The 23,068-nt window shown below is 72.0% G+C and carries 23 protein-coding genes; 11 read left to right on the top strand and 12 right to left on the bottom strand.

All coding sequences use genetic code 11. The features are described from left to right. Window positions 1-58: 58 nt before the first annotated feature. From ACWDXC_RS41490 to ACWDXC_RS41445, 10 genes are all read right to left on the bottom strand, one after another. Window positions 59-289 (bottom strand): hypothetical protein, encoded by a 231-nt coding sequence (locus ACWDXC_RS41490; RefSeq protein WP_449991937.1) that lies wholly within the window; start codon window positions 287-289, stop codon window positions 59-61. Window positions 290-385: 96 nt separating this feature from the next. Beyond that, a complete protein-coding gene (locus ACWDXC_RS41485; RefSeq protein WP_449991934.1) occupies window positions 386-664 on the bottom strand; it encodes a hypothetical protein in 279 nt (92 codons plus the stop codon). A 25-nt stretch (window positions 665-689) separates the two neighbouring features. Then, complete coding sequence (locus ACWDXC_RS41480; RefSeq protein WP_449991932.1) at window positions 690-1,250, bottom strand: hypothetical protein; 561 nt, start codon at window positions 1,248-1,250, stop codon at window positions 690-692. A gap of 16 nt (window positions 1,251-1,266) precedes the next feature. Continuing rightward, a complete protein-coding gene (locus ACWDXC_RS41475; protein WP_449991929.1) occupies window positions 1,267-2,019 on the bottom strand; it encodes a WhiB family transcriptional regulator in 753 nt (250 codons plus the stop codon). Between the two features lie 96 nt (window positions 2,020-2,115). Continuing rightward, window positions 2,116-2,568 carry a DUF6884 domain-containing protein gene (locus tag ACWDXC_RS41470; protein ID WP_449991926.1) on the bottom strand — a complete coding sequence of 151 codons (453 nt, stop codon included), beginning with the start codon at window positions 2,566-2,568 and terminating at the stop codon, window positions 2,116-2,118. Window positions 2,569-2,647: 79 nt separating this feature from the next. Next, window positions 2,648-2,914, bottom strand: a complete 267-nt coding sequence (locus ACWDXC_RS41465) for a WhiB family transcriptional regulator (protein ID WP_449991923.1) — start codon at window positions 2,912-2,914, stop codon at window positions 2,648-2,650. Continuing rightward, complete coding sequence (locus tag ACWDXC_RS41460; protein ID WP_449991920.1) at window positions 2,911-3,129, bottom strand: hypothetical protein; 219 nt, start codon at window positions 3,127-3,129, stop codon at window positions 2,911-2,913. Before ACWDXC_RS41460 ends, ACWDXC_RS41465 begins: the two co-directional genes overlap by 4 nt. 91 nt (window positions 3,130-3,220) lie before the next feature. Further along, entirely contained in the window at window positions 3,221-3,595 is a 375-nt protein-coding gene (locus tag ACWDXC_RS41455; RefSeq protein WP_449991917.1) for a hypothetical protein, read from the bottom strand. Between the two features lie 80 nt (window positions 3,596-3,675). Next, window positions 3,676-3,987, bottom strand: coding sequence for a hypothetical protein (locus ACWDXC_RS41450; RefSeq protein WP_449991914.1), 312 nt, complete (start codon window positions 3,985-3,987; stop codon window positions 3,676-3,678). Next, entirely contained in the window at window positions 3,984-4,166 is a 183-nt protein-coding gene (locus ACWDXC_RS41445; protein ID WP_449991911.1) for a hypothetical protein, read from the bottom strand. The genes ACWDXC_RS41450 and ACWDXC_RS41445 overlap by 4 nt, the downstream gene beginning before the upstream one ends. 137 nt (window positions 4,167-4,303) lie before the next feature. On the opposite strand from ACWDXC_RS41445, the gene ACWDXC_RS41440 reads away from it, so the two are divergent. The 4 genes from ACWDXC_RS41440 to ACWDXC_RS41425 all read left to right on the top strand — a co-directional run bounded on the left by ACWDXC_RS41440 (window position 4,304) and on the right by ACWDXC_RS41425 (window position 11,237). Beyond that, window positions 4,304-4,891 (top strand): phage tail tube protein, encoded by a 588-nt coding sequence (locus tag ACWDXC_RS41440; RefSeq protein ID WP_449991908.1) that lies wholly within the window; start codon window positions 4,304-4,306, stop codon window positions 4,889-4,891. A 153-nt stretch (window positions 4,892-5,044) separates the two neighbouring features. Next, window positions 5,045-5,650, top strand: a complete 606-nt coding sequence (locus tag ACWDXC_RS41435) for a hypothetical protein (protein WP_449991905.1) — start codon at window positions 5,045-5,047, stop codon at window positions 5,648-5,650. Between the two features lie 80 nt (window positions 5,651-5,730). Further along, complete coding sequence (locus ACWDXC_RS41430) at window positions 5,731-5,862, top strand: hypothetical protein (protein ID WP_449991902.1); 132 nt, start codon at window positions 5,731-5,733, stop codon at window positions 5,860-5,862. A 107-nt stretch (window positions 5,863-5,969) separates the two neighbouring features. After that, window positions 5,970-11,237 (top strand): hypothetical protein, encoded by a 5,268-nt coding sequence (locus tag ACWDXC_RS41425; RefSeq protein ID WP_449991899.1) that lies wholly within the window; start codon window positions 5,970-5,972, stop codon window positions 11,235-11,237. Here the strand turns inward: ACWDXC_RS41425 and ACWDXC_RS41420 are convergent. Further along, window positions 11,234-12,004 carry a sulfotransferase family protein gene (locus ACWDXC_RS41420; RefSeq protein WP_449991896.1) on the bottom strand — a complete coding sequence of 257 codons (771 nt, stop codon included), beginning with the start codon at window positions 12,002-12,004 and terminating at the stop codon, window positions 11,234-11,236. The genes ACWDXC_RS41425 and ACWDXC_RS41420 overlap by 4 nt on opposite strands. Before the next feature lie 17 nt (window positions 12,005-12,021). Here ACWDXC_RS41420 and ACWDXC_RS41415 point away from each other — a divergent pair, with 17 nt between their 5' ends. The 7 genes from ACWDXC_RS41415 to ACWDXC_RS41385 all read left to right on the top strand — a co-directional run bounded on the left by ACWDXC_RS41415 (window position 12,022) and on the right by ACWDXC_RS41385 (window position 22,221). Beyond that, on the top strand, window positions 12,022-12,816 hold the full coding sequence (locus ACWDXC_RS41415; RefSeq protein ID WP_449991893.1) for a hypothetical protein: 795 nt from the start codon (window positions 12,022-12,024) through the stop codon (window positions 12,814-12,816). Window positions 12,817-12,857: 41 nt separating this feature from the next. Next, window positions 12,858-15,098 carry a fibronectin type III domain-containing protein gene (locus tag ACWDXC_RS41410; protein ID WP_449991891.1) on the top strand — a complete coding sequence of 747 codons (2,241 nt, stop codon included), beginning with the start codon at window positions 12,858-12,860 and terminating at the stop codon, window positions 15,096-15,098. Between the two features lie 36 nt (window positions 15,099-15,134). Next, complete coding sequence (locus ACWDXC_RS41405) at window positions 15,135-18,131, top strand: fibronectin type III domain-containing protein (RefSeq protein WP_449991889.1); 2,997 nt, start codon at window positions 15,135-15,137, stop codon at window positions 18,129-18,131. A gap of 77 nt (window positions 18,132-18,208) precedes the next feature. Further along, window positions 18,209-20,761: a fibronectin type III domain-containing protein gene (locus ACWDXC_RS41400; RefSeq protein ID WP_449991886.1), complete on the top strand. Its 2,553-nt coding sequence runs from the start codon at window positions 18,209-18,211 to the stop codon at window positions 20,759-20,761. Continuing rightward, a complete protein-coding gene (locus ACWDXC_RS41395) occupies window positions 20,761-21,180 on the top strand; it encodes a hypothetical protein (RefSeq protein WP_449991883.1) in 420 nt (139 codons plus the stop codon). Before ACWDXC_RS41400 ends, ACWDXC_RS41395 begins: the two co-directional genes overlap by 1 nt. Before the next feature lie 74 nt (window positions 21,181-21,254). Next, window positions 21,255-21,581 carry a hypothetical protein gene (locus tag ACWDXC_RS41390; protein WP_449991881.1) on the top strand — a complete coding sequence of 109 codons (327 nt, stop codon included), beginning with the start codon at window positions 21,255-21,257 and terminating at the stop codon, window positions 21,579-21,581. Window positions 21,582-21,657: 76 nt separating this feature from the next. Continuing rightward, window positions 21,658-22,221, top strand: coding sequence for a hypothetical protein (locus ACWDXC_RS41385; RefSeq protein WP_449991878.1), 564 nt, complete (start codon window positions 21,658-21,660; stop codon window positions 22,219-22,221). A gap of 216 nt (window positions 22,222-22,437) precedes the next feature. Here ACWDXC_RS41385 and ACWDXC_RS41380 read toward each other — a convergent pair whose 3' ends face one another. Continuing rightward, on the bottom strand, window positions 22,438-22,947 hold the full coding sequence (locus ACWDXC_RS41380) for a hypothetical protein (RefSeq protein WP_449991876.1): 510 nt from the start codon (window positions 22,945-22,947) through the stop codon (window positions 22,438-22,440). Window positions 22,948-23,068: the final 121 nt, after the last annotated feature.

Here is a 23,068-nt window from a genome sequence, read left to right as displayed (position 1 = left end):
CTGTCGAGTATCAGACCCGCCCGTTAACTTCTTTCCGGACTGTCCGTAACCGGGTGGGTTACGTCTTGTTCTTGGGTGGCCGGCCGCGGCGTTTCGGCGTGTGGGTCGGGTTGCCGGCGCAGACGGTGCACGCGCACGGCAGGAGGGTGGCGTCGGCCGGCGGATGCCGGTCGGGGTTGAGCCGCACGCCTTTGCACAGCTCATGGTGGGCGGTCGCACAGGCCAGGGACCAGGCGGAGACGTCGGTGACGCCTTCGGGTGGGCGGATGGGTGCATGTGCGAGATCCACGGGCCTATGGTCGCACGCCGGACCGGCCGGTGCCGAACAGGCTGCTGCCCCTCACCCCTGGAGGGGTGAGGGGCAGCGGGGTGCCGGGGCCCTGTTTTACGTGTTGGACAGGGAGCGGCGCACCGCGGCGACGAGCTGGCCGGCGGCGGCCATCGCGTCGGCCCGGGATATGTCGGCCATGTCCGAGAAGTCGGACAGGTCGATCAAGATCCGGCCGTCGGGCGGGGTCATGATGTGGAGCGGCCCGTCCTTGACAGCGGCGGTGAGCAGCTCGTCGCCGCTGGCGGCCGGGGCGGTGGGGCGGGCAGGGCGAGCGCGGGGGCGGGTGAGGAGCTCGGCGCCGGCGCGCAGCCTGCGGGCGAAGGATCGGGGCATGGGGATTCTCCGTTCGGTGCGGGGCTTACACGAGCTGGGGGGTGGGCTTGGCGTCGGCGGGGAGTTCGGGGATGCCGCCGGCGGGGGTGGGGACGCGCAGCGCGCGGGGGGCGTCGACGTCCCCGATGAAGCGCGGGGTGTAGCCGGCGGCGGTCAGGGCGTTGGCCCATCCGTGGAGGATCTGCCGCTGGATGGCGGCCCAGGGCAGCCCGGCCAGGCCGGTGCCGCGCACGAGGGTGACGAGGACGGCGCCCGGCATGTAGCTGATCTGGTAGCCGTCGCCGGTCGGTGAGTCGAGAGCGGCGGTGTGGCCGGCGTCGGCGAGGGTGCACCAGACGGCGGCCGCGAGCTCGCTGAGGGTTTCGTGGGGGTTGGCGGGGGCGGCGCCGAAGTGGCCCATGGCGCGGGCGAGCTGCCGGTAGGCGCGGGCGTTGGGCTTCTCGGCGAACGGGGCGGGGCTGCTGGCGTGCTCGGCGATGGCGACCTGGGCCCAGGCCCATTCGGCGATGGTTTCGACGGCGGCGCGGGCCTGGTCGGCGCCGAGCCGGTCGGTGAGGGCGTCAACCAGGTTCAGCGGGTCGGACATGAGGGGCTCCCTTGGGTCAGGCGTTCTTGCGGCGGAGGTCGGCGAAGCACGGCTTGCACCAGACGGCCAGGCCGTCGGCGTTGGCGGTGTTGGGGTGGAAGTCGGTGGTGAGGCGGGGTTCCCGGCAGCGGGGGCAGGTCTTGCGGGGCCGGTCGTCGACCGGCTCCGGATCCGGTGCGGGGGCGGGCGCCGGCTCCGCGACCGGCTCCGGCTCGGGGACGGGCTCCGGCTCGGGCACCGGCTCCGGCTCCGCGGCCGGGGCCGGGCGCGGCGCGGGCCGGGGCGACGCCCGCTCGCGGCGCGGCTTGCCGAGGACCGGACGGCGCGGGTCGTGCTCGAAGCGCTGCTCCAGCTCGGGCTCGGGCTGCATGGTCGGCTCGACGTAGCGCACCTCGACCGGCGCCGGCGTGTGAGCCGGGGGCGGAGCAGCGGTGGCCGGCCGACGCCGGGCCTTGGCCTGGTTGCGGCGGCTGTGGTCGACGACCCGGGAGGAGGAGACGGCGGGCAGCGGGGTGATCCCGTCGACGGCCCGGATGTCGTCGCGTTCCTCCCGGGTGGTGGCGCCCCAGATTCCGTACAGGTCGTAGGCGAGCGCGTGGGCGAGGCACGCCTCCCGCAGTGGGCACGGCCGGCACACCTTGCGGGCGCGTTCGGCCTGGTAGGTGCTTTTGGGGAAGAACCACTTCGGGTCGACGCTCGCGCAGGCCGGTACGTCGCCTTCCGGGTAGGGCGCGTGGCGGGCTCGGCGGGTCGTGGTCGTTGTGGTCATAAGGCGGCTCCGGGTCGCGGACTGGGTCGGCGGCCTCCCCGGGGCCGCTGGCGTGGGACGTTGTGTATCGGATGTCGGGGTTAATGTCCTGGCTGGTCAGGCCGTCGCGGGGGCGGGCGTGGCGGGGCGGCGGGCGATGGCCGCCAGGCGGGCCATCTGCTCGCCGATGCCGCGCGTGCCTGCCAGCGGCGCGTCGAGGTCGGGCCACACCTGGCGGGCCAGGTCGACGTAGGCGCGGCCGGCGAGCACGACCGGGCGGGCGTCGGTGATGCCGAGCGTGGCGGCCTGGGCGCGCAGCTCGGCGCCGCCGATGCTGCCGGGCTGTCCGGCGCGCTGCTCGTACGGGGCGAGCTCGCGGTCCAGGGGGATCAGGCCGTGCCGGGCGGACAGGATCAGGACCTGGCCGCCGTCGAGGGTGAGGGCGTCGGCGGCCGCGCGGGCGGCGCGGTGGTAGGAGCCGGTGTAGAGGCGGCCTGCGGGGATGGGGGTGGCGGTGTCGGCCTTGCGGCCGCCGCACGGGACGATCACGAGCGGGGTGGGGGTGGCCACGGGTGGTCCCTTCTGAAGCGGCGGCCCGGCCCGCACAAGGGGCGGGCCGGGCCGGGCTGGTCGGGGCGGGGGTGCTGGGTCAGGCGTTGACCAGCCGGGCGCGCAGCGTGCGGCGGCGGTGGGCGCGCCGCTGGTCGGGGGTGGTCCCGGCCCAGATGCCGTCGGCGGTCTGTGCCGGGTGGGTGAGGGCGTAGTCGAGGCAGCGCTGCCGGATCGGGCAGGAGCCGCAGATGGCCTTCGCGGCCATCACACGTAGGTGGTCGGCGCCGTTGTAGGAGATGGGGAAGAACAGCTCGGGGTCGGCGTCGCGGCAGGCGCCCCGGGTCAGGTCCGGGTTGGCGATCACGCGGCGGCCCCGTTGCGGATGTGGAGGCTGCGCATCTCGTCGACGATGGCGCGGATGGTCTCCTCGCGCTCCCACTGGCCGCAGGTGCAGACGGCCTTGTAGGTGGCGATGCCGGGGCAGTCGTCCCCGGCCTTGATCTTGTGGGTGCAGGTGGTGCCGTCGGCGTGCAGGCGCTGGACGGGGGCGCGGTGGCGTACGGGCTTGGGGGCGGTCACGGGCAGTCCTTCTGGCTGGGGGTTGGAAGGGGGCGGGTTGGTGCCGCCCCGCCCCCGGGCGGTACACGGAGGCGGGGCGGGGCTTGGCGGGTCAGGAGGTGGCGGCGAGCAGCCGGTCGGTGTCGCGGTGCAGCGCGAGGTGGGTCAGGGCGGCGTTCAGGATGCCGAGCACGATGTGGTCCGGGGTGGCGTGGGTGACCCGCGTCTCCCAGGTGCTGTAGGCGGCGCCGATGAGGGCGGGGTGGCCGGTGCCCCACTGGGTGGCCCAGCGGACGGCGGGCTCGCTGCTGTAGCGCTCGCTGGTGACGACCTCGGCGATGGTGATGCAGCCGGTGTCGATGTTGATGGCGAAGTGGATGCCGTCCCGGTCGCTGACGCGGACCTGGTAGTCGTCCTCGCTGTAGCTCGGGGCGGAGAAGCCGAGGCGGGCCAGCTCGTCGGCGAAGTGGTGCCGGTACTCGTTCACAGTTTCCTCCTGGTCTCACAGCGTGGGGCCGCAATCCCCGCGCTGATAGTTCGATAATACAGGAGATTTATCGTCTGTGTCTACGGGTCGGGTGTCTCGTGGAGCAGGGCCTCGAGTGCGGCGAGCTCGTCGCCGTCGGGGCCTTCCTTTTCGACCAGCAGGGACAGCACGACGAGGTCGTGGTGCGGGATGGCGTCGAGCTTGCGCTTGTCGCGCAGCGCGGCCGGGAGCGGCGCCAGGATCCGGGTGTAGGTGCGGAGCCGGTTCTGCAGCCGCGTGTTCTCCCGGCGCAGGGCGCGGGCCTGGCGGCGGGCGTCGCACATCATCGCCAGCGCCACGATCACGAGTCCGCTGCCGGCGATGACGGCGAGGGCGGGCCCGGCGCCGCTCATGGTCGGCCCTCCGGCCGAGCCCAGTGGCAGGTCGTGTAGTGGCGGCGGAACGCGGCGCCGGCGGCCTGGCCGGTGGGGGCGTCCGTCCACACGCCCCGGGTCGGGCACGGGCTGAGCAGGCACCGCCAGCGCGGCCGTCGCGGGGCGGCCGGGGCGGCGGCGCGGGTCTTTCGGGTCATGCGGGGTGGTGTAGCGGAATCCGTCGCTTACGTCCCGGCAGGACGTTAGCGGCGCGAGCCCTTACTGTGCGCGCCGAAGGGTCCCCAACCCAACACCCACCCCCTGGCGGGGGCGGGTTGACGTGGAGGGGGCCCACGTGGGCGCTGAGAACGTATTCGTCCCGCAGATCGCGCGGATCTGGATGGCGCCGGTCGGCACGGTCGCGCCGGACGGGCCTACCGTGACGATGCCGACGGGCTGGTACGACATCGGCCTGTTCACGCCGGACTCGCTGAACTGGGCGACCGACCCTCAGTTCGAGGAGGCGCGGGCGCACCAGTCGAACTACCCGGTGCGGCGGTGGCAGACCGAGGACGCGGCCACGCTGGAGTGCGACCTGATGGAGTGGTCGCTGCAGTCGTTCCAGGCCGTGTACGGTGGCGGCACGATCGAGAAGATCACGCCCACGGGCGACCCTGCGCCGCCGGTCTACTACAAGTTCACGCCGCCGGCGATCGGCAGCCGGACCGAGATCGCGGTGTGCATGGAGCTCGGCGACGGCACCAAGCGGGTGCGGCGGATGATCCCGCGCGCCGAGCAGGCCGAGGGTGTGGAGCAGTCGTTCGAGCGGACCGCCAACAGCACGCTGCCGCTGCGCCTGAGCGTGCTCGGTGGCGACATCGGCGACCCGTTCTACGACATGATCTCGGGCACGTGGGCGGCGTTCGAGCCGCCCGCTCCCTGACCTGCCAGGGGAAGCGCTGAACAAGGGGTCCGGAGGCTGAGCCTCCGGGCCCCTTCCCCGTGTCCGCCACCTGCTCCCCCGGGCGGCCTGGGGACGTAAGCGCGGCGTTGGGCTACCTTCCCCGCGCACATCACGATCACAGGGGGTACGGGGATGGATCTCGACGTCGCGCGCAGGGCCAGGGCCGAGAAGAACGGCGGCCCCGAACCGCTGATCCTCGGCGGGCGCACCATCTGCGAGCTGCCGGCGGAGTTCCCGCTGGACGTGCTCGAGCCGCTGATCACCGGCGTGGACGTGGACATCGCGCGGCTGATCGGGCTGCTGCTCGACTCCGCTCGGGCTGACGGCGACGGCATGACGCTGTCGCAGCTCGCCGATTACGCGGTGGACACGCTGCTCGCGCAGCCGAAGCTCCCGGCCCAGCTCCTGGCGGCCGTGACGGAGATGGCCAAGCGGCTGTTCGACGGCGAGGACGCGTACGCGGCGTTCGTGGCGGCGCGGCCGTCGCGCGAGGACGTGGCCGCGCTGTTGAAGGGCCTGTTCGCCAAGTACGGCTGGTCGAACGCGGGTGATGTCCTGGGGGAATCGAACGAGCCCGACAGTGGCTCTCCCGATGGGAAGACCTCGACGCCGACTTCCTCCACCACTTCAACGGACTCGACATCTACGGAGTCTGGGACCGGCCTGGAGATCCAGGGTTCATCGGACTCCACCGATTCCTCTGGCTATGTGACCGGCTCCCTCCCGACGCCCTCGTAAACACCAGCCCGGAGCAGCGCGCCGAGCCGTGGGGCAAGCATGAGGAACTGACCGCGCAACTGATCGAGACGGTGTCGGTCGTGGGGACCGAGCGCTACCGGTACGCCAAGCCGTTGAAGGTGAAGCGGCCGCGCTGGGTCACCGGCGGCGGCGGGACGGGGATCGACCGGGCGTTCTCGGTCATCATGGCGTCCTCGCGGACGGTCACCTGACCCCACGTCACCCCCTGCCCGGCAAAGCGGGCAGGGGGTGATTCATGTCTCCCGACAGGACGTAAGCGGCCAATTGCGCGACCCTCCCCCGCCGGGGGTGCAGGCACATGGCCGAAGACGAGTCGGTAGACGGAGGGCAGCTCGAACTTGAGGTCGTCGCCGACCTGGACGGGTTCGAGCAGCGGCTCAAGCGCGAGGTGGATCGGCGGGTCCGCGATGTTCACGCGCGCATTCAGGCGCGGATCGACGCGCGCCGCCTGGAGGCGGAGGCACGCCTGGCGGCGCGGGCCGCCGAGCGGTCAGCCACCATCCATGCCGGGGTGGACCGGCGCAGTCTCGCGCAGAGCCTGAAGAACGCGCTCACCTCGATGGCGGGCGCATCCACGACGGTGGAGGTGCGGCCGGAGGTCGACGGGCGCCGGATGCGACAGGAGATGGACCGGGCCGCGCGAGCCGCCGCTCCTACCGTGCCGGTGAAGACAGACACACGGCAGGCGCGTAACGAGCTGGGCCAGTTCGTCAAGCAGGACCGCGGCTGGCTGATCAACCTCGCGGTCAAGATTGACGACCATCTCCTGCGGCCGGCCGAGCAGAAGCTCAAGCAGCTCGCGCTCGCGGCGGGCGGCGCGGTGCTCAAGTACGGGGCTCTGGCGGTCGCGGCCGGCGTTGCCGGGTCGGGGCTGCTGGCCATGGCGGCGGCCGCCTCTCAGGCCGTCGGCATGCTGGGGCTGCTGCCCGGCGTGGCCGGGGTGGCGGCGCAGGGGCTGGCCGGGCTCATGGTCGGCCTGTCCGGGGTCGGCACCGCCCTGTCGGCGCTAGCCCAGCGTGACGCCGCGTCGGGGGCGTCGGCGGCGTCGTCGGCCGCCGCCCGCGAAGCCGCCGCCGAGCGGATCAAGCAGGCCGAGCGCAGCATCCGGGATGCGGCGCACGCCCGCATGCTGGCCGACGAGCGCGTCCAGGACGCCCGGGACGCCGCGGTGGAGGCGTCCAAGGCGATCGTCAAGGCCGAGGAGCGGGTCGCCGAGGCGGTCGCCCGCGTGGCCGAGGCCCGCGCCCGGGTCGGCGAGGCGGCCGAGGCGGCGGCCGAGCGGCAGGCGCAGGCGGCCCGCCAGGTCGAGATGGCCGAGCGGCGCGTGCAGCAGTCGCAGCGCGCCACCCAGCGGGCCCAGGAAGACCTCAACGAGGCGCGTAAGCAGGCCAAGGAGCGGCTGGAGGATCTGCAGCTCGCGCTGCGCGGCGGGGCGCTGGACGAGGAGGGCGCCCAGATCGGGATCGAGCGCGCCCTCGAGCGGCTCAAGAAGGTCAACGCCGACCCGTTCGCCTCTGACCTCGACAAGCGGGAGGCGGCGCTCAACTACAAGCAGGCGCTGCTGCGCCTGGACGAGGTCAAGGAGCGCAACCAGGACCTGGCCGAGGAGAAGGCCGACAGCGACGCGCGCGGCATCGAAGGCAGCAAGGAGGTCGAGGCCGCCAAGGAGCGGCTGTCGGATGCCATCCAGGCGGAGAAGGACGCCGAGGACGAGCTGGCGCAGGCCCGCAAGGACGCCGCGAAGGCCGCCGTCGAGGGGGCGAAGGCGGTCGCTGAGGCGCAGAAGGGCGTCTCGGAAGCACTCCGAAACGTCACAGAAGCTCAGGAAGACGTCAAACGGGCACAAAAGGCCGAAATTCAGGCGCAGCGTGACGTGCGTGAGGCCCTGTGGGACCAGATGCTGGCCGTCGAACGGCTCACCGACGCCCAGAAAGAACTGGCCAAGGCCCGCAAGGACGCCAAGACCGCCGGCCAGACCGGCGGCGCCGGCGGCGTCGACCCGGCCGCCGCCGCGCTGGCCGCGCTGTCGCCGAAGATGCGCGAGTTCGTGCTGTTCCTGCACAACGAGGTCCGGCCGGAACTGCGCAAGGTCCGCGACGCGACACAGGACGCGCTGGCGCCCGGCCTGCAGGCCGGGGTGAAGGCGGCCATGCCGCTGCTGGACACCATCAAGTCCGGGCTGTCGTCGACCGGCACCGTGATCGGTGACCTGTCCGAGGACTTCGGCGAGCTGCTCGGGTCGAAGGCGTTCTCCGGCTACGTGTCACGGATCATGGGCCGCAACAACCAGGCGACCCAGTTGTTCGGCAAGGCCGGCATCTCCGCCTTCAAGGGGATCACCCGGATCGTCGACGTGTCGATGCCGTACGTGGTCAAGTTCGCCGACCGGGTCGCCGGCATGGCCGACCGGTTCGACAAGTGGACGAAGAAGGTCCGCGGCGACGGGTCGCTGGACACGTTCTTCCGCAATGCGTGGGAGGCCGCCGACCGGGTGTGGCGGATCGTCTCCAACGTCGGCAGCGCGATCATGAAGGTGGCCGGGCTGGCACTCCCGTCCGGGAACACGCTGCTGGAGGACCTGGCCCAGGGCGCGGAGGACCTCAACGCGTGGCTGGACAAGCCCGAGGTTCAGGCCCGGTTCAAGAAGTTCTTCGACGAGCTGGTGCCGCTGCTGCAGGCGGCGGGCCGGCTGCTGCGCGACGTGGTGGTGTTCGTCGGCGGGCTGGTGGAGAAGATCGTCGTCGACGGGACCCTCACCGACTTCCTGAACTGGCTGTCGGGTGTGGTGCGCTGGCTGGACGAGCTGGTGCAGAACCCCGTCGTCGGGGAGATCGCCAAGTGGCTGGTCATCTTCGCGCTGGCCGCCACCGCGATCGGGCTGATCACGCAGAAGGTGTCCGGGCTGATCTCCGGGCTGAAGACGCTCGGCAAGGTCGCCAAGGGCCTGTCGAAGCTGACCGGCCTGTCGAAGCTGTTCGGCGGCGGCAAGGGCAAGGACGGCGGGGACGACTCGGCCGAGGTCGACACGGTGAACGTCGACGCCGACCGGGTCATCATCGACGGCGACACCACCAGCAGCAGTAGCAGCTCGTCGAAGCGGGGCCGGCACCGCCGCACCAACGGCGGCGGTGACTCCTCCGGCGGTGACGTGGACGTCTCCTCCGCGAAGAAGCGGGGCAAGAGCGGCGGCCGGAGCAAGCTCAGCGGCGCGCTGGCCGGGCTGTTCGGCGACGTCGGCGTCGACCTGCTGGACGACGTCGACTGGGATGCGGAGTTCAAGAAGAAGGGCGTCGCCAGCAAGATCGGGTCCGTCGTCGGCAAGGCCGGCAAGGGCGGCATCATCGGCACGATCGCCGGGTTCGTCGCCGACCCGATCGGCGACGCGATCAAGGGCAAAAGCAACAAGGGCCTGGAGTCCGCGGTCGGCGAGGCGCTCAAGAGCGGCACCGCCGGCGCGAGCATCGGCGCGATGGTCGGGTCGGTCGTGCCGGTCATCGGCACTGCGCTCGGCGGCGTGGTCGGCGGGGTGCTCGGCGCCGCGAAGGGCGGAATCGAGGGCTATTTCGGGTCGCGGACCTTCGGCGCGGGCCTGAAGAACGCCTTCAGCTTGGACGGGCTCGCCCACGCCCTGAAGGAGGTCGGGACCCTGTTCGGCGGGGCCGGCGCCACCGTCCAGGAGAAGTGGGCGAACATGTGGCGCGGCCTCGACAAGGGCACCGAGGCCGGCGCGTCTGGGCTGTCGTCGCGGCTGGGCGGCCTGCTCGACGTGACGAACGGCAAGTTCGCGACGCTGGCGAAGGGGGCGCCGCAGAACATCCAGCGGATGTGGGCCGACATCAAGCGTGATCTTGATGCGGGGATCTCGCCCAGCCAGGCCAAGATCGACGCGTTCGTGAAGGCCGGCGGGGCGGGCTTCCTCAAGCTCGGCAAGGACGCGCCGAAGGAACTGCAGGAAGGGTGGCGGCAGGCGCTCCTCGGCGTCGACACCTTCACCTCCACGGCGGCCAACAAGCTGGGGGTTTTCGCCAACACCGCCTCGGGCAAGTTCCTCACCCTGAAGTCGGACGCGCCCAAGCACGTGTCCGATATGTGGACCGACATCCAGTCGAAGATCGCTTCCGGGACGCCGATCCCGCAGAAGGCGATCGACGATTTCATCGCCGCTGGCGGCGGCAGCTTCCTCAAGCTGCGCCAGAACGCGCCGCAGGCCGTGAAGGACGCGCTCGCCGACATCAACACCGACCTGCAGACCGGGCTCGCCCAGGCCAGCCTCAAGCTGGGCGGCTTCGTCACCGACGGGAACGGCAAGTTCCTGAAGATGCGCTCGACCGCGCCCGCGCCGCTGAAGGCGATGTGGGCCGACATCCAGCGCGACATCGACGCCGGGAAGAAGCCCAGCCAGGACAAGATCGACGCGTTCGTCCGGGCGGGCGGCGGCAGCTTCCTCAAACTCAGCAAGGACGCGCCGGCCAGCACGAAGAAGACCTGGTCGGACATCGCCGCCGGGGTCGATCCCGGGCTGAAGCCCGCCAAGGACAAGGTCGCCGCGGTGACCAAGGACATGGAAAAGAGCTTCGGCACGGCCAAGTCCGGCATCCAGAAGGTGTGGGACGCGATCCCCGACGTGCTGCGCAAGCCGGTCGCGTGGATCGTCAACACCGCCTACCGGAAGATCCAGGAGATGTGGAACGGCATCGCCGAGGCCGTCGGGTTCCCTCCTCTTCCGAAGGTCGCCTTCGCCGACGGCGGCATCGTCGCCAAGAGCTACGGCGTCCAGCCCGGGTACGCGCCCGGCCGCGACCGGATGCTGGCCGCCGTCAGCCCTGGGGAGGCGTGGCTGCGGCCGGAGCTGGCGCGGGCGCTCGGCTCGTCGTGGGTGAACGGCGGTAACCGGGCCGCCCGGGTCGGCGGCGTGTCGGGGGCGGCCCGGTTCATCGCCGGCGGGCTCGCCTTCGCCAAGGGCGGCATGGTGTCCGGCTCCGGGTCGGGGTCGGCGCCCGCGCCGAAGAAGCCCCAGAACCAGAAGAAGAAGCAGGAGGAGCTGTCGCCGCTGGAGAAGCTGCTGCAGGGCGTGTCCGCGCACCTGCGCAAGCTCTTCGCCAAGGGCCTCGGCGCGGGCGCCCGCACCGTGCTGGTGCCGATCCGCAACGCCATCACGGCGGCGATCGGTGACAGGACGAAGATGCAGCAGCTCATGGCCCGGATCCCGGCGTGGGCGATCGACAAGGTGATCGGCCGGTTCGACCAGGCGGACGCGGACCTCAACCGGGACCGGGGCGGGCCGCTGCCTCCCGGCCGCTCCAGCGTCTACAACGGGACGGGCCGCAACGAGTGGGTGCTGACCCCGTCGGCGGTGGCCGCGCTGGGCGGGCCGCGCGCGGTGCAGCGGCTCAACGAGGGCGGTGCGGCGGCCCTGTACCGGGCCTCGCGCCGGTCGGCGCGGCCCGTCCGGACGGAGCCGCAGCCGGTCGGCGGGAACACGGTGAACGTGTTCCCGCAGCCGGGCCAGTCGGAGGTGGCGATCGGGCGGGCCGCGAGCCGGTCGTCCGGGTCGCGGATCTCCTAGCGGTATCCCCAGGCGGCGGCGATGTCGGCCAGCACGGCAGGCATCGCCGCGCCGTCCGGGCGGCGGGGCGGCTGGACGCGGCCGGTGCGGATCGTGTCGCTCCAGTCCCCCACCCCGCGCACCAGGTGGGCGGGGCGGTCGTAGTCGAGCATGCCCGGCTGGAAGTCGACGCCGATGTGCCCGCACACGGCCGCCACGGCGGCGGCCGGGTCCGTGGCCAGGTCCTCGTAGCGGATGGTGAGGCCGGGCACGGCCTGGCGGGCGTCGTCGACGGCGCGCATGTAGCGGGCCAGATGGGGCGCGGACGGCTCGTCCGGGTGGCCGGTGGCCTCCCGCCAGGAGGCGAGCACGGCGGCGGGGTGGCGCAGCAGGTACACCCAGCGGGCGGCAGGCCACGCCTCGGCGAGCCGCTCCCAGATGAGGGCGTTGCCCGGGTCCTTCACCACGAGCAGCGCCTTGCCGGAGCGGGCGAGCTCGAGGTGCAGGAGCCGGTCCCACAGCAGGTGTTCGAGGGCGGCCTGGTCGTGGCCGAGCATCCGCATCGCGAGCCGGGGCACCCCGGCCGGCAGCTCGACGCGGAGATGGGCCAGGTGGAGTTCGTGCGGGGCGTGCACGGCCGGGTGGGTGCCGAGGATCAGCCGCAGCAGCGTGGAGCCGGAGCGCGGCGCCGACAGGACGAACACCGGCGCGGGGACCAGCCGCTCGGCCGCCGGGACAGTAGCGGCGTTGCTGCGTAGCCTCACCGGCGGTTCGTGCACATCTGTCATGGTCGGGGAGGGTACAGGTGGCGGTTGAAGTTGTCGGCGGCCCGCCGTTGGTCGCCGATGATGCGGCGTTCCTCACCTGCGCGGCGTTCGATGCGCCGGGTCAGACGCTGCTGGTGGCTGGGTTCGCCGGCCTGGTCAGCAGTGCGATCAGCCTCAGCGACAACTCTGGGCTGTCGTGGACCGAACGCTCCCACCACAGTGCGTGGTCGGCGCAGCTGTGGACCGCGCCGGTCCCCGTCGGCAAGACGGGCATCACGGTGTCGGCCACCACCGTCGAGGACTGGATTCTGGGCGGGCTGAAGGTCTGGGTCGTCGGCGGCACCGAGCCGAACTTGGCGGCCGCCATCGGCGCCGCCGGCTTTGGGAGCAACGTCGACAACAACGCGACCATCACCGGCTACTCCTCGACGCGGGCGGGCAGTCTCGGGTTCTGCGTCGGCTACGAGACCGACATCTCCAGCACCACCAAGCCGGTCAGCAGCGACGTGGTCGACGGGTCCTTCTCCATGACCGAGGTGTATGGGATCGCTGGCAGCGGGCTGATGCTGCGCAAGGCGGCGGCCGCCGCCGACGGCGGCCTGCCAGTGACGTTCAACCTGGACGCGCCGGGGACGTCGGGACCCCTGTGGCGGTGGACGGCGCTGGAAATCCTGCCGCCGGGCGACACCACCCCTCCCACGGTGCCCGCGAATCTGCGGCCGGTCCAGGTGGGCGGGGACTCCTTCACGGTCGCGTGGGACCCGTCGACGGACGCCTCGGGCGTGCAGGGCTACGGCGTGTACCTGGACGGGGTCAAGGTCGCCGGCCCCTGAGGGCCGCGATCGGACGCCACGACGATCAAGGGGGGGCTGGAGTGGCGAACAGGGTGCTGGCCACGTACAACGGCGGCGACACCGCAACCACACACAAGATCAATTTTACGGCGACGCCGGCGGCGGGCGCCCGCGTGATCGTGGTGGTCAGCTCCTGGAACCGGGTCACGCGCCCGTCGGGCTGGGTCTCGGACCTGTACGCGACGGGCTACAACCACATCGAGGTGTTCTCAAAGTTCGCCGCCGGCAACGAGCAGTCGGTCACCCTGGCCGGGAGCATCAAAGTACACGCCGTGGTGTACGAGCGGGACGGCTGCCCGGAGAAGCTGTTCGCCAAGTCGGCGACCAATGCTTTCAACACCAGCCTGTCCACCAGCGTGGCCGTCCCGCAGGCCAACGGTCACGTGTTCGGCGTGCTCAACAGCCCCGCAGGCGGCGCCTCGGCTTCCACGTGGAACCAGGGCCTGACCCGGCACTACAACGTGAACGCCGCCAGCAGCTACTCGGCGTTCGCGATGGGGACGCTGCCGGCGGCCGGGTCGCGCACCTACACCGTCAGCGGCTTCACCGAAGGCGAAGACTCGGCGGTGGCCGGGTTCATCGCCTACGGCTCCACCGACAGCGAGCCGCCGACCGTGCCGGGCGGGCTGCGCGCCACGAGCATCACCGGCACGCACATCTCGGTGGAGTGGGACCCGTCCACCGACAACCAGGAGGTCGCCGGGTACGGCATCTACCAGGACGGGGCCAAGCTCGGCCCGGATCAGGTGGAGCTGGCCTACACCTACTCCGGGCTGACGGCGGGCCAGTCGTACACGCTCGAGGTCGACGCCGTCGACTCCAACGGCAACCGGTCCGCGCGGGCGCAGATCGTCGTCGTGGCCGAGGTCGACGTCACCCCTCCCGGCTCGCCGCCGAACCTGCGCCTGGTGGAGGCCACCTTCACCAGCCTGCACGTGGCGTGGGACGCGGCCTCCGACAACGTCGGCGTGGCCGGGTACGGCGTGTTCCTGGACGGGGTCCGGCAGGGCCCCGACCAGGCGACGCTCGACTACACGATCACCCGGCTGGAGCGCGGCACCTCCTACACGATCGGGGTGGACGCGGCCGACGCCGAAGGGAACCGGTCACCGGTCGCCTCCTTGACGGTGTCGACGCTCGTGGGCGCCGACCCGTCGGCGCCGGGCGGGCTGACCGCCACCGCCGGCGTGGAGCAGATCACGGTGGCGTGGGAGCCGGCCGAGCAGGGCGGCCTACCGGTGGTCCGCTACGAGGTGCTGCTGGACGGGCAGGTGGTGACCACGACCAGCAGGCTCGGCGTGGTGCTGGAGGACCTGGAGGCGGGCGGCAGCTACCTGGTGGCGGTGCGGGCGGTGGATGCCGGGTCGGCGCGCGGCCCAGCATCGTCGACCACGGTGACGGTGCCGCCGCCGTCGTGGATGCCGCTGGCCTCGCCGCTGTATCGGATCGGCGACTGGGTGGGCAACGCCCGCGACGAGCATGGCGTCGACTGGGTCGTGCAGGAGGAGGAAGGCTGGTCCGGGAACGCGCAGGTGGTGGCGCTCTCGGCGGACTCCGACAGCGACGACGGCGGCTTCTCGGGGCCCGGCCTGTACGGGGGGCGGATCGTCACCCTGTCCGGGGTGGCGATCGCGCCGGGGCGGGCGCAGATGATCGCCGCGCAGGAGCGGCTGACGCAGGCGCTGCACCCGGCCGCCGCCGGCGTGCTGCGGGTGGCCGACGCGGTCATGACCCGGCAGGCCAAGGTGCGGCTGGAGAGCGACGTCGAGATCGTCGACCGGGGCGGGCAGGCGTTCACGTGGGCGCTGACGGTGAAGGCGCCCGATCCGCGCAGGTACGCGGTGCGCGGCGTGTACGCCGAGGTGGAGTTCGAGCCCGCGCAGACGACCGGGTCGACCACGATCACGCTCGCCGGCGACTACCCGCGCATCCCGGCCCGGCTGCGGCTGATCGGCCCGGTCGCCGACCCGGTGATCCGGCACGAGCAGCTCGGCCTGGAGATCCGCGCGGTGGCGGGCACGGTGCTGCCCGACGACCGCTACGAGCTGACGATCGACCTGGCGACCCGGGTGGTGTGGGCGATCGTCCCGGCCGACGTGTGGCCGGAGCCGCGGCCGGGCCGGGGCCAGCTCGCGGTGTTTCCCGCCCGGTGGGCTCTCGGGCCGGGCCCGAACACGATCAGCCTGTCCGGTGGGGTTGTGGCGGGCCAGGAGGACCACGGGCCGCGCCTGGTGCTGGAGGCGACGGACGCATGGATCTGACCCGCGACAGCGGCATCTTGGACGAGGGGGGCCGTGATGGCCGTACGGTTTAAAGCTTCGGCCAGCGACTTCTACACGCGCGCCCTGGGCCTGGGCAGCCAGCCGTCGTTCACGGTGACGTGCTGGATGAAGATCAGCGTCGACCTCAACGTGTTCACCACCATCTGGTCGATCGACAACGGCGCCGCCGACTACCTGACGCTGAAGACGGCCACGAACGGCACCACGGTGCGGGCGCTGACGGACGCCGCTTCGCACGCGACCCGCGCCCTGACCGTGGGCACGTGGTACTTCACCGCCATCGCCGTCGACGCGACCAGCGGCATCCTCGTCACCAGGTCGATCGACGAGGCCACCTTCACGGCGGCCACCTGGGCGGGGACGCACCAGTTGAACGCGGCGAACCTGCGCCTGGGGGTGTGGCCGGGCGAGACGACCGGCATGAATGGGTGCATCGCCGGGGTCAAGATCTGGACGGCCAAGCTGAGCCAGGCCGAGATCGAGGCCGAGTACGCGACGATGACGCCGGTGCGCACGGCCGGCCTGTACGCCAACTACGTGCTGGCCGGCCCGTCGACGGCGGATGATTCCGGCAACGGCCGCACCCTGACCGGCGGGACGACCGCGACGCACGAGCCGGGCCCGCCGCTGGACAGCGACCCGCCGACCACGCCCGCGAACCTGCGGGCGACGACGGCGTCGCCCACCGACCTGGGCATCGCGTGGGAGGCGGCCACCGACAACACCGGCGTGGCCGGGTACGGCATCTACCTGAACGGGGCCAAGCAGGGCAGCGACCAGCCCGGCCTCACCTACCGGCTGCAAGGGCTGACGCCGGCGACCAGCTACACGGTGGAGGTCGACGCGGTCGACGGCAGCGGGCTGCGCAGCCCCCGCGCGACGCTCGTCCACGCGACGCTCGGCGAGGTCTCCGGGGCGCCCGCCGGCGGCGAGGAGCTGCAGCGCGCGTTCTACGGGCTGAGCGCAGGCCAGACGTATCTGGTCGAGGTGGATGCCGTCGACCTGCACGGCAACCGGTCGGCCCGCGCCTCGTTGCAGGTGTCGACGGACAGCCAGCCGCCCACCGTGCCGCCGAACCTTCGGGTGGTCGCTGTGTCGGGCACGCAGATCTCGGTGGCGTGGGACGCCTCCAGCGACGACATCACCGGCGTGGCCGGGTACGGGGTGTGGCTGGACGGCGTCCAGGCCGAAGCCCAGCATGCCGGGCTCGGCTGGACGTTCGACAATCTGACGTCGGGCCAGACGTACCTGATCGAGGTGGACGCGGTCGACGGCGCCGGCCACCGCTCGGCCCGCGCCTCGCTCCAGGTGCAGGCGGCCATCGACACCGAGCCGCCCACCGTGCCGGGCAATCTGCGGGTGACCGCCATGTCGCCGTACACGCTGAGCGTGGAGTGGGACCCGTCGACGGACGCGGGCGGCGTGGCCGGATACGGCATCTACCTCGACGGGGACAAGCAGGGCGCGGACCAGGTCGAGCTCGTCCGCGCGTTCACCGGCCTGTCGCCGACCGGCACCTACCAGGTCGGGGTGGACGCGGTCGACGCGACGGGGAACCGGTCGGGGCAGGCGCAGCTCACGCAGGTGCTGCCCGCCGACCTGCCGCCGGCGACGCCGCCGAATCTGCGGGCGGCGGCGGTGTCGTACACGTCGTTCACCGCGGCGTGGGATGCGGCGGCCGACGACGTGCAGGTGGCCGGGTACGACGTCGCCATCGACGGGCAGCTCGTCGTGACGGCCGGGAACGTGCTGGAGCACGCGGTGTCCGGGCTGCCGGACGACACCGCGTACACGGTGCGGGTGTGGGCGGTCGACCACATCGGGCAGCGGTCGGCGGTGCCGGCGGAGCTGGTCATCACCACGCTGAACGACGAGGACCCGTCGGTGCCGGCGTTCACCGCCACGGCTGGGGAGGATTCGATCACCGTGGCGTGGGACGCGTCGACGGACGACTTCGGGGTGGTCGGGTATGAGGTGACGGTCGGCGGAGTGCTGGTGCATTCGACGCCCGGCCTGGACTACACGGTGGACGGGCCGGTGCTGCGCCGCCACACCGTGGCCGGGCTGGTGGCCGGGGCCACGTACCCGGTGCGGGTGGCGGCGGTGGACACGATCGGGCAGCGCAGCGCCGATAACACGATGCTGGTCACGACGACCGAGCTGCCGTTCCTGCCGATCGCCTCGCCGGTGTACCGGATCGGGTCGTGGGCGGCCAACGTGCGCGACGAGCACGGCGTCGACTGGGTGGTGCAGGAGGCGAAGGGCTGGTCGTCGTCGGCGCCGGTCTCCCCCAGGTCGGCGCCGCGCGGCGGCGTCGACGGCGAGTGGGACAGCGCCGGCCGGTACGGGTCGCGCCGGATCGAGCTGTCGGGGGTGGCGATCGCCCGGTCGCGGGCGCAGATGCTCGCGGCCAAGCAGCGGCTGGCCGGGGTGATCCTGCCCGAGCAGGAGCTGCTGCTGCGGGTGGCCGACGCGGTCATGACCCGGCAGGCGAAGGTGCGGCTAGCCGAGCCGATCGAGGCGCGCGACCAGACCGCGCTGGTGTTCACGTGGCGGCTGGTGGTGTCGGCGAAGGACCCGCGCCGGTACGCGACCGTCCCGGTGCGGGCCGAGGCGGTCATCGGCGCGCTGCCCGGCCAGGCGCAGATGACGGTCACGATGGACGGCACCTACAAGACGATCCCGGCCAGGCTGCGGCTGTTCGGCCCGATCAAGGACTTCGTGATCACGCACGAGGAGTCCGGGACGGTGATGCGGTCGATGCCGGGCACCGTGGTGCCGGCCAACCCCGACTACTCCTACACGATCGACCTGGGGGCGCGGCAGGTGTGGGCGCACGTCCCGGCCGAGATCTGGCCGGTGCCGCGGCCGGGCCGCTCCGCGCTGGCTCATCTGCCGGCGTGGTGGACGCTCATCCCCGGCACGAACACGATCACGGTGTCCGGGGACCCGGTGGCGGGTGAGGCGGGGACGCCGCGGCTGGCGTTGGAGGCGTACGACGCCTGGGCCTGACCCGGGCTGGGGGACGTTAGCGGGGCGATTCGTCATGCTCCCGGCTGCACAGGCAGTGGCTGACCGGGGGCGGGGTCATGGGGTTTGTCCGTAAGGCCGTCTACACGACGCAGACGCCGAGCTCGTCTCACACGTTCAATTTCGGCAACGTCGCGTTCGGCAACCGGATCGTGCTGATCGTCAACTCGTATGCGGGTGTCAGCAACGTCAGCGGCAACTTCGAGCTGGTCAGGAACTCGCTCAACACGATCGGCATCCGGCTGTACTCCAAGAAGTCGTTCGGCGACTCGTCGGTCACGGTGTCGCTGACCGACTCCTCCGACCGGATCTTCATGTGGATGTTCGAGCTGTCGAACGCGGACGTGTTCTACGGGGCGGACACGGGGGTGACGTCCGGGTCGGCGTTCTGGTCGGAGTCGGGGTTGTCGGACGGCTGTGTCGCGATCTTGGGTATCGCGCAGTACGTGCCGCCGGGCGTCAACACCGCCGACCGGTCCTGGCCGTCGGGGTTCGAGGACCAGGGCGTGACGTGGCGGAACTGGGAGAACAACACCAAGCAGGTGTGGTCCAGCACGTCCGTCAACCCGTTCGTGTCGGGGTCGCTGTCGGTGTCGCACGACATGGCGACCGGCAACAGCCTGGACTACGCGTGGGCGGGCGGCGTGTGGGGGCCGACGCTCGACACCGAGCCGCCGACCGTGCCGGGCAACCTGCGGCTGACCGGGATGACGCCGACGTCGGTGACGGTGGCGTGGGACGCCGCCAGCGACGACGTGTCGGGGATCGCCGGGTACGGCGTCTACAAGAACGGGGAGAAGCAAGGCGGCGACCAGACGGGCCGGACGAAGACGTTCACGGGGCTGACGTCGGGCATCCCGTACGTGTTCGAGGTCGACGCGGTCGACGGCGAGGGCAACCGGTCGGCCCGCAGCGCTCCGCTCACGATCACGCCGATCGACGACACCACGCCGCCCCTCACCCCCGTGGTGAAGGTGACGGCGCTGGGCGAGGGCTCCATCAGCGTCGCGTGGGACCAGCCGTACGACGAGACGACGGTGGTCGGCTACGGCATCTACCTCAACGGCCAGAAGCAGGGCGCCGACCAGGCGGGTCGGACGCGGTCGTGGACGGGCCTGACGCCGGGCGGCCTGTACACGATCGGCGTGGACGCCAAGGACCTGCTCGGCAACCGCAGCCAGATCGGGACGAAGACGGTGCGGGCCGAGCCCGACACCGCTCCGCCGACCGTCCCGGGGGCGGTGCGGGTGGTGAGCGTGTCGCAGACGTCGGCCACCATCGCGTGGGACCCCTCCAGCGACGACAACGTCGGCCTGGCCGGGTACGGCGTGTATCTCGGGTCGCGGCTGCTGGCCACCGTGACCTCCCACGTGTTCACCTTCACCCAGCTCACCCCGAAGATCACCTACCCGTTCGGGGTGGACGCCGTCGACGAGCTCGGCAACCGCACCCCGGTGCAGGTGGTGCACGCGACCACGCTGGAGGACACGAGCGGGGCGGCGCCGCCGTACGAGTACGTGTTCTACGACTGGGAGACGCACCTGCCGATCGACTCGCTGCCGCTGCAGTCGCCGTCGATGGAGGTGACGCTCGGCGGGACCGGCCAGCTCACCGCCGAGATCCCCATGTACGACCCGGACTACGCGGTCGGGCGGGTGGAGGCGGCCACCCGCACCGAGCGGACCATCGTGGTCGCCTTCCGGGGCGAGCGGCCGGTGTGGATGGGCCGGGTCGTCGACCCGCAGGACTACGACAGCGAGACCGGGGTGGAGCAGCTGACCGCCGAGGAGGTCATCGGGATCTTCGCCCGCCGGTTCGTGCGCTTCACCGGGCCTCGTGAGGACACGCGGGCCGACACCGAGTTCGAGTGGCTGCTCGATCAGGCGTCGGAGCCGGCCGACCGGCGGTGGATGCGCATGTCGGGGGTGACCGGCAGCAGCCTGGTGGATCGGGAGTATCGGGAGGAGGACTTCTCCCGGGTGCTGGACACGGCCTCGAGTATCGCGTCGGCGCCGGGCGGGTTCGACTGGTGGGGCCGGCCGGACTGGGACAACGTCAACGACCGGCCGCAGGTGGATGTGCGGCGGGTCAACCGTGATACCCCGCCGGTGTCGGACCTGGTGCTGGAGTATCCGGGGAACGTGCGCCGCTACCGCCGCTCCACCCGGCGGGGCCTGGCCACCGTGGTGAACGGGAAGTTGTCGCTGCCGACGGGCGGCGTGCTGCTGGCGCGGGCGGTGTCGGAGGACCTGCACGTGAAGGGGTGGCCGCGTACCGAGGACGCCTACACCTTCGACGGGCTGACGTCGCAGGCGGCGTTGCAGGCGGAGACGGACCGGGCCGCGGCCACCTCTCGCGGAAGCAAGCAGGTGTTCGAGTTCACGTTGAACATCTCGCCGGATGTGCGCTGGTGGGAGTGGGAGCTGGGGTCGATGGCGCGGGTGGTGATCACCGATCGGCGCTATCCGGCCAAGCCGGACGGGAGGCCGGGCCTGGACCGCCCCATGAAGATCATCAGTCGGCGGGTGGAGCCGGCCGCGACCGGCGGCGAGCAGGTGACGGTGACGACGGCGGAACTGACCGCGAACGTCGACGAGGAGGGGGAGGGCTGATGTCGCGGATCAACACCAGCGATCTGGGCCGGCAGGACCTGGAGCGTTGGGTCATGGATCTGCGGGCGCGGGTCAAGCGGCTGGAGATGGAGCTGGGGATGCGGACGGTCACGTTCTCGACCGAGGCGCCCAGCGTGTCCGGGACGAGCTACACGACGATCGCGTTCACCGTGTTCCCGCGCTCGGGCAGCTCGCTGGCGGTGGACGTGGCCGTCGGCGGGGCGCTGGAGGCGCAGGCGACCGTCGACGGGGTGCCGTTCGCCACCGGGTCGGTCACGGCGGCGGGGACGATCACGCTGATGGGATTCCTTCCGCAGACGTGGGCGTTCGGCGACCGCAAGCGGGTGGAGGTGCAGGCGCGGCGCCCGTCCGGGAGCGGCACGGTGACGGCCACGATCGTCGGCGCCACCCACCGCTGATCTTGCCCGCGAGACGCTACCAGCGCGAACACCTATCGTGCCCCGGCAGTAGACCTGAGTGCGGGGGCGGCAGGATGAGCGAGCAGGAGCCGACGACAGGTGAACTGTCCCGGCTGATCAAGCGCGTCGAGGGGACCATCGGCGAGCTGCGGGCGGAGTTCCGTGAGGTGGCCGCCGAGTGGCGGGCGCAGATCGCCGCTGCTGCGTTGATCGCGCAGCGCGTGACCCAGTTGGAGTCCTCGCAGAAGGACCAGGAGGACCGGCTGCGGCTGGTGGAGACCGACCTGGCCGGCCGCAAGGAGAACGCGGAGAAGTCGAAGCGCACGAACATGTGGATCTCCACGGTGATCGCGGTTGCCGGCGTGGCCACAGGCGTGGTGATCAAGCTGATGGGCGGCTGACCAGCGCCAGGACGTAAGCGGAGAAACCCGGCACCCTGCACGTCGGATATATCCGATCCGACTACGGGGGGAACCCATGGTTCACCGTCTCGACAAGCTGGTGCCGGAGGCGTGGATCCGCGCCGGCCGGACCCTGCTGCAGAACGTCCTGTCGGTCGCCGCGGTGGCGGTCGGCCCGGCGCTGGTGACGGCCGCGCAGGGCGGCACCACCGACCTGACCGCGCTCGGCCTGGCGGGCGGGCAGGCCGCACTCGCCGCGGCACTCGCCTACGGGCACAACCGGGTGCGGCCGGCCAACGGGGCACAGCTCAGCGAGGTGCGGTTCCGGGCGGGCCGGACGCTGCTGCAGAACCTGGTCGCGGCCGCGATCGTGCCGGGCGCCTACGCGTTCGCCACGGCGGGCGGCGACGACCTGAAGACGCTCGCCATGGCGGGCGGGCAGGCCGCGCTCGCCGGCGTGATCGCGCTGGCGCACAACTGGATCTCGCCGCGTAAGGCGGAGTCGGCCGAGCAGGAGGTCGAGGGCGCGGGCGAGGCCTCGACGGGCGGCGCGGAGGCTGGCCCGGCGGCTGGGCCGGGTGCCGGTTACGGCGGCTGGAGCGAGCCGGGTTCGGGGGGCGATGGTTACGGCGGCCGTTGAGCCGTGTCATCATAGGGCCACGTTCGCGCAGTCCCCTGGACGACGCGGGTTCTTCCTGGAATCTCGGCCTTCGGGCCGGACGTGGTGTGCGGGGCGCCGGCAGTGAGGGGCCGCAATCCCCGGTGATCTGTAGGCGCCCGCACACGCCCCAAGCTTGAGAAACGTGTGAAGGCCCGCACCCTGCGCGAGGGTGCGGGCCTTCACCATGTCCGCGGGTTATAGGCCGGCGGTGATCGCCCGGGTGGGGACCGGCGCGGCCTCGCGTGGGTCTCCGTGCAGCGCGTACCACTCGTCGAGTTGCCGGGCCGCTGTGGCTGGGTCCTCGGCGCAGCCGTCGTGGATCGGCGCGACGCAGGTTGGCCGGAACTTCTCCCACATGGCGCGGGGGTCGTCGGCGAGGTGGTCCCAGTCGAGGTGGGCGTAGTTGAAGACGGCGACGTCCTCGTCCATGCGTAAGGCGGCGGCTATGTCGGCCCAGGTGGCGCCGTCGAGTAAATCCGTGGTGATGGCGCGGGCCTGGAGCTCGTTGAGGATGCGCCGGAGCTCGACCACGCTGCGGGTGAGGCCGGCTGTTCCCCGGCGGCGGTGGGCCGCGGTGGGGATGAGCATGCTGGTGTGTTCTGTGAGGATCTTCAGGACGTTGGAGCACGCGATGTGACCGACTTGTGCGCCGGTGAGGCTGTCGGGGTGGGGATGCTCATCGTCGCGTTTGTGCTGGTCAGACATCGGAGGGTGTCTCCTTGGCTTGCGCTGGTGGGGAAGGTGCTAGCCATGTGGTGGTGGTGGCGGGGGGCGAACCCGTTGAAGACCAGGTTAGGGATCTTCTCTGGCGTCCGTAAGGGCGTTT

Source organism: Nonomuraea sp. NPDC003214, assembly GCF_053590035.1.
The sequence above is the reverse complement of the archived record's forward strand: the minus strand, read 5'-3'. Positions and strand labels throughout refer to the sequence as shown.

Bases quoted from the DNA above. Each gene is read 5' to 3' on its own strand.
- ACWDXC_RS41485 (WP_449991934.1), bottom strand. From the start codon at position 664: ATGCCCCGATCCTTCGCCCGCAGGCTGCGCGCCGGCGCCGAGCTCCTC.
- ACWDXC_RS41480 (WP_449991932.1), bottom strand. From the start codon at position 1,250: ATGTCCGACCCGCTGAACCTGGTTGACGCCCTCACCGACCGGCTCGGC.
- ACWDXC_RS41475 (WP_449991929.1), bottom strand. From the start codon at position 2,019: ATGACCACAACGACCACGACCCGCCGAGCCCGCCACGCGCCCTACCCG.
- ACWDXC_RS41450 (WP_449991914.1), bottom strand. From the start codon at position 3,987: ATGAGCGGCGCCGGGCCCGCCCTCGCCGTCATCGCCGGCAGCGGACTC.
- ACWDXC_RS41445 (WP_449991911.1), bottom strand. From the start codon at position 4,166: ATGACCCGAAAGACCCGCGCCGCCGCCCCGGCCGCCCCGCGACGGCCG.
- ACWDXC_RS41435 (WP_449991905.1), top strand. From the start codon at position 5,045: ATGGATCTCGACGTCGCGCGCAGGGCCAGGGCCGAGAAGAACGGCGGC.
- ACWDXC_RS41425 (WP_449991899.1), top strand. From the start codon at position 5,970: ATGGCCGAAGACGAGTCGGTAGACGGAGGGCAGCTCGAACTTGAGGTC.
- ACWDXC_RS41420 (WP_449991896.1), bottom strand. From the start codon at position 12,004: ATGACAGATGTGCACGAACCGCCGGTGAGGCTACGCAGCAACGCCGCT.
- ACWDXC_RS41405 (WP_449991889.1), top strand. From the start codon at position 15,135: ATGGCCGTACGGTTTAAAGCTTCGGCCAGCGACTTCTACACGCGCGCC.
- ACWDXC_RS41400 (WP_449991886.1), top strand. From the start codon at position 18,209: ATGGGGTTTGTCCGTAAGGCCGTCTACACGACGCAGACGCCGAGCTCG.
- ACWDXC_RS41395 (WP_449991883.1), top strand. From the start codon at position 20,761: ATGTCGCGGATCAACACCAGCGATCTGGGCCGGCAGGACCTGGAGCGT.
- ACWDXC_RS41390 (WP_449991881.1), top strand. From the start codon at position 21,255: ATGAGCGAGCAGGAGCCGACGACAGGTGAACTGTCCCGGCTGATCAAG.
- ACWDXC_RS41385 (WP_449991878.1), top strand. From the start codon at position 21,658: ATGGTTCACCGTCTCGACAAGCTGGTGCCGGAGGCGTGGATCCGCGCC.
- ACWDXC_RS41380 (WP_449991876.1), bottom strand. From the start codon at position 22,947: ATGTCTGACCAGCACAAACGCGACGATGAGCATCCCCACCCCGACAGC.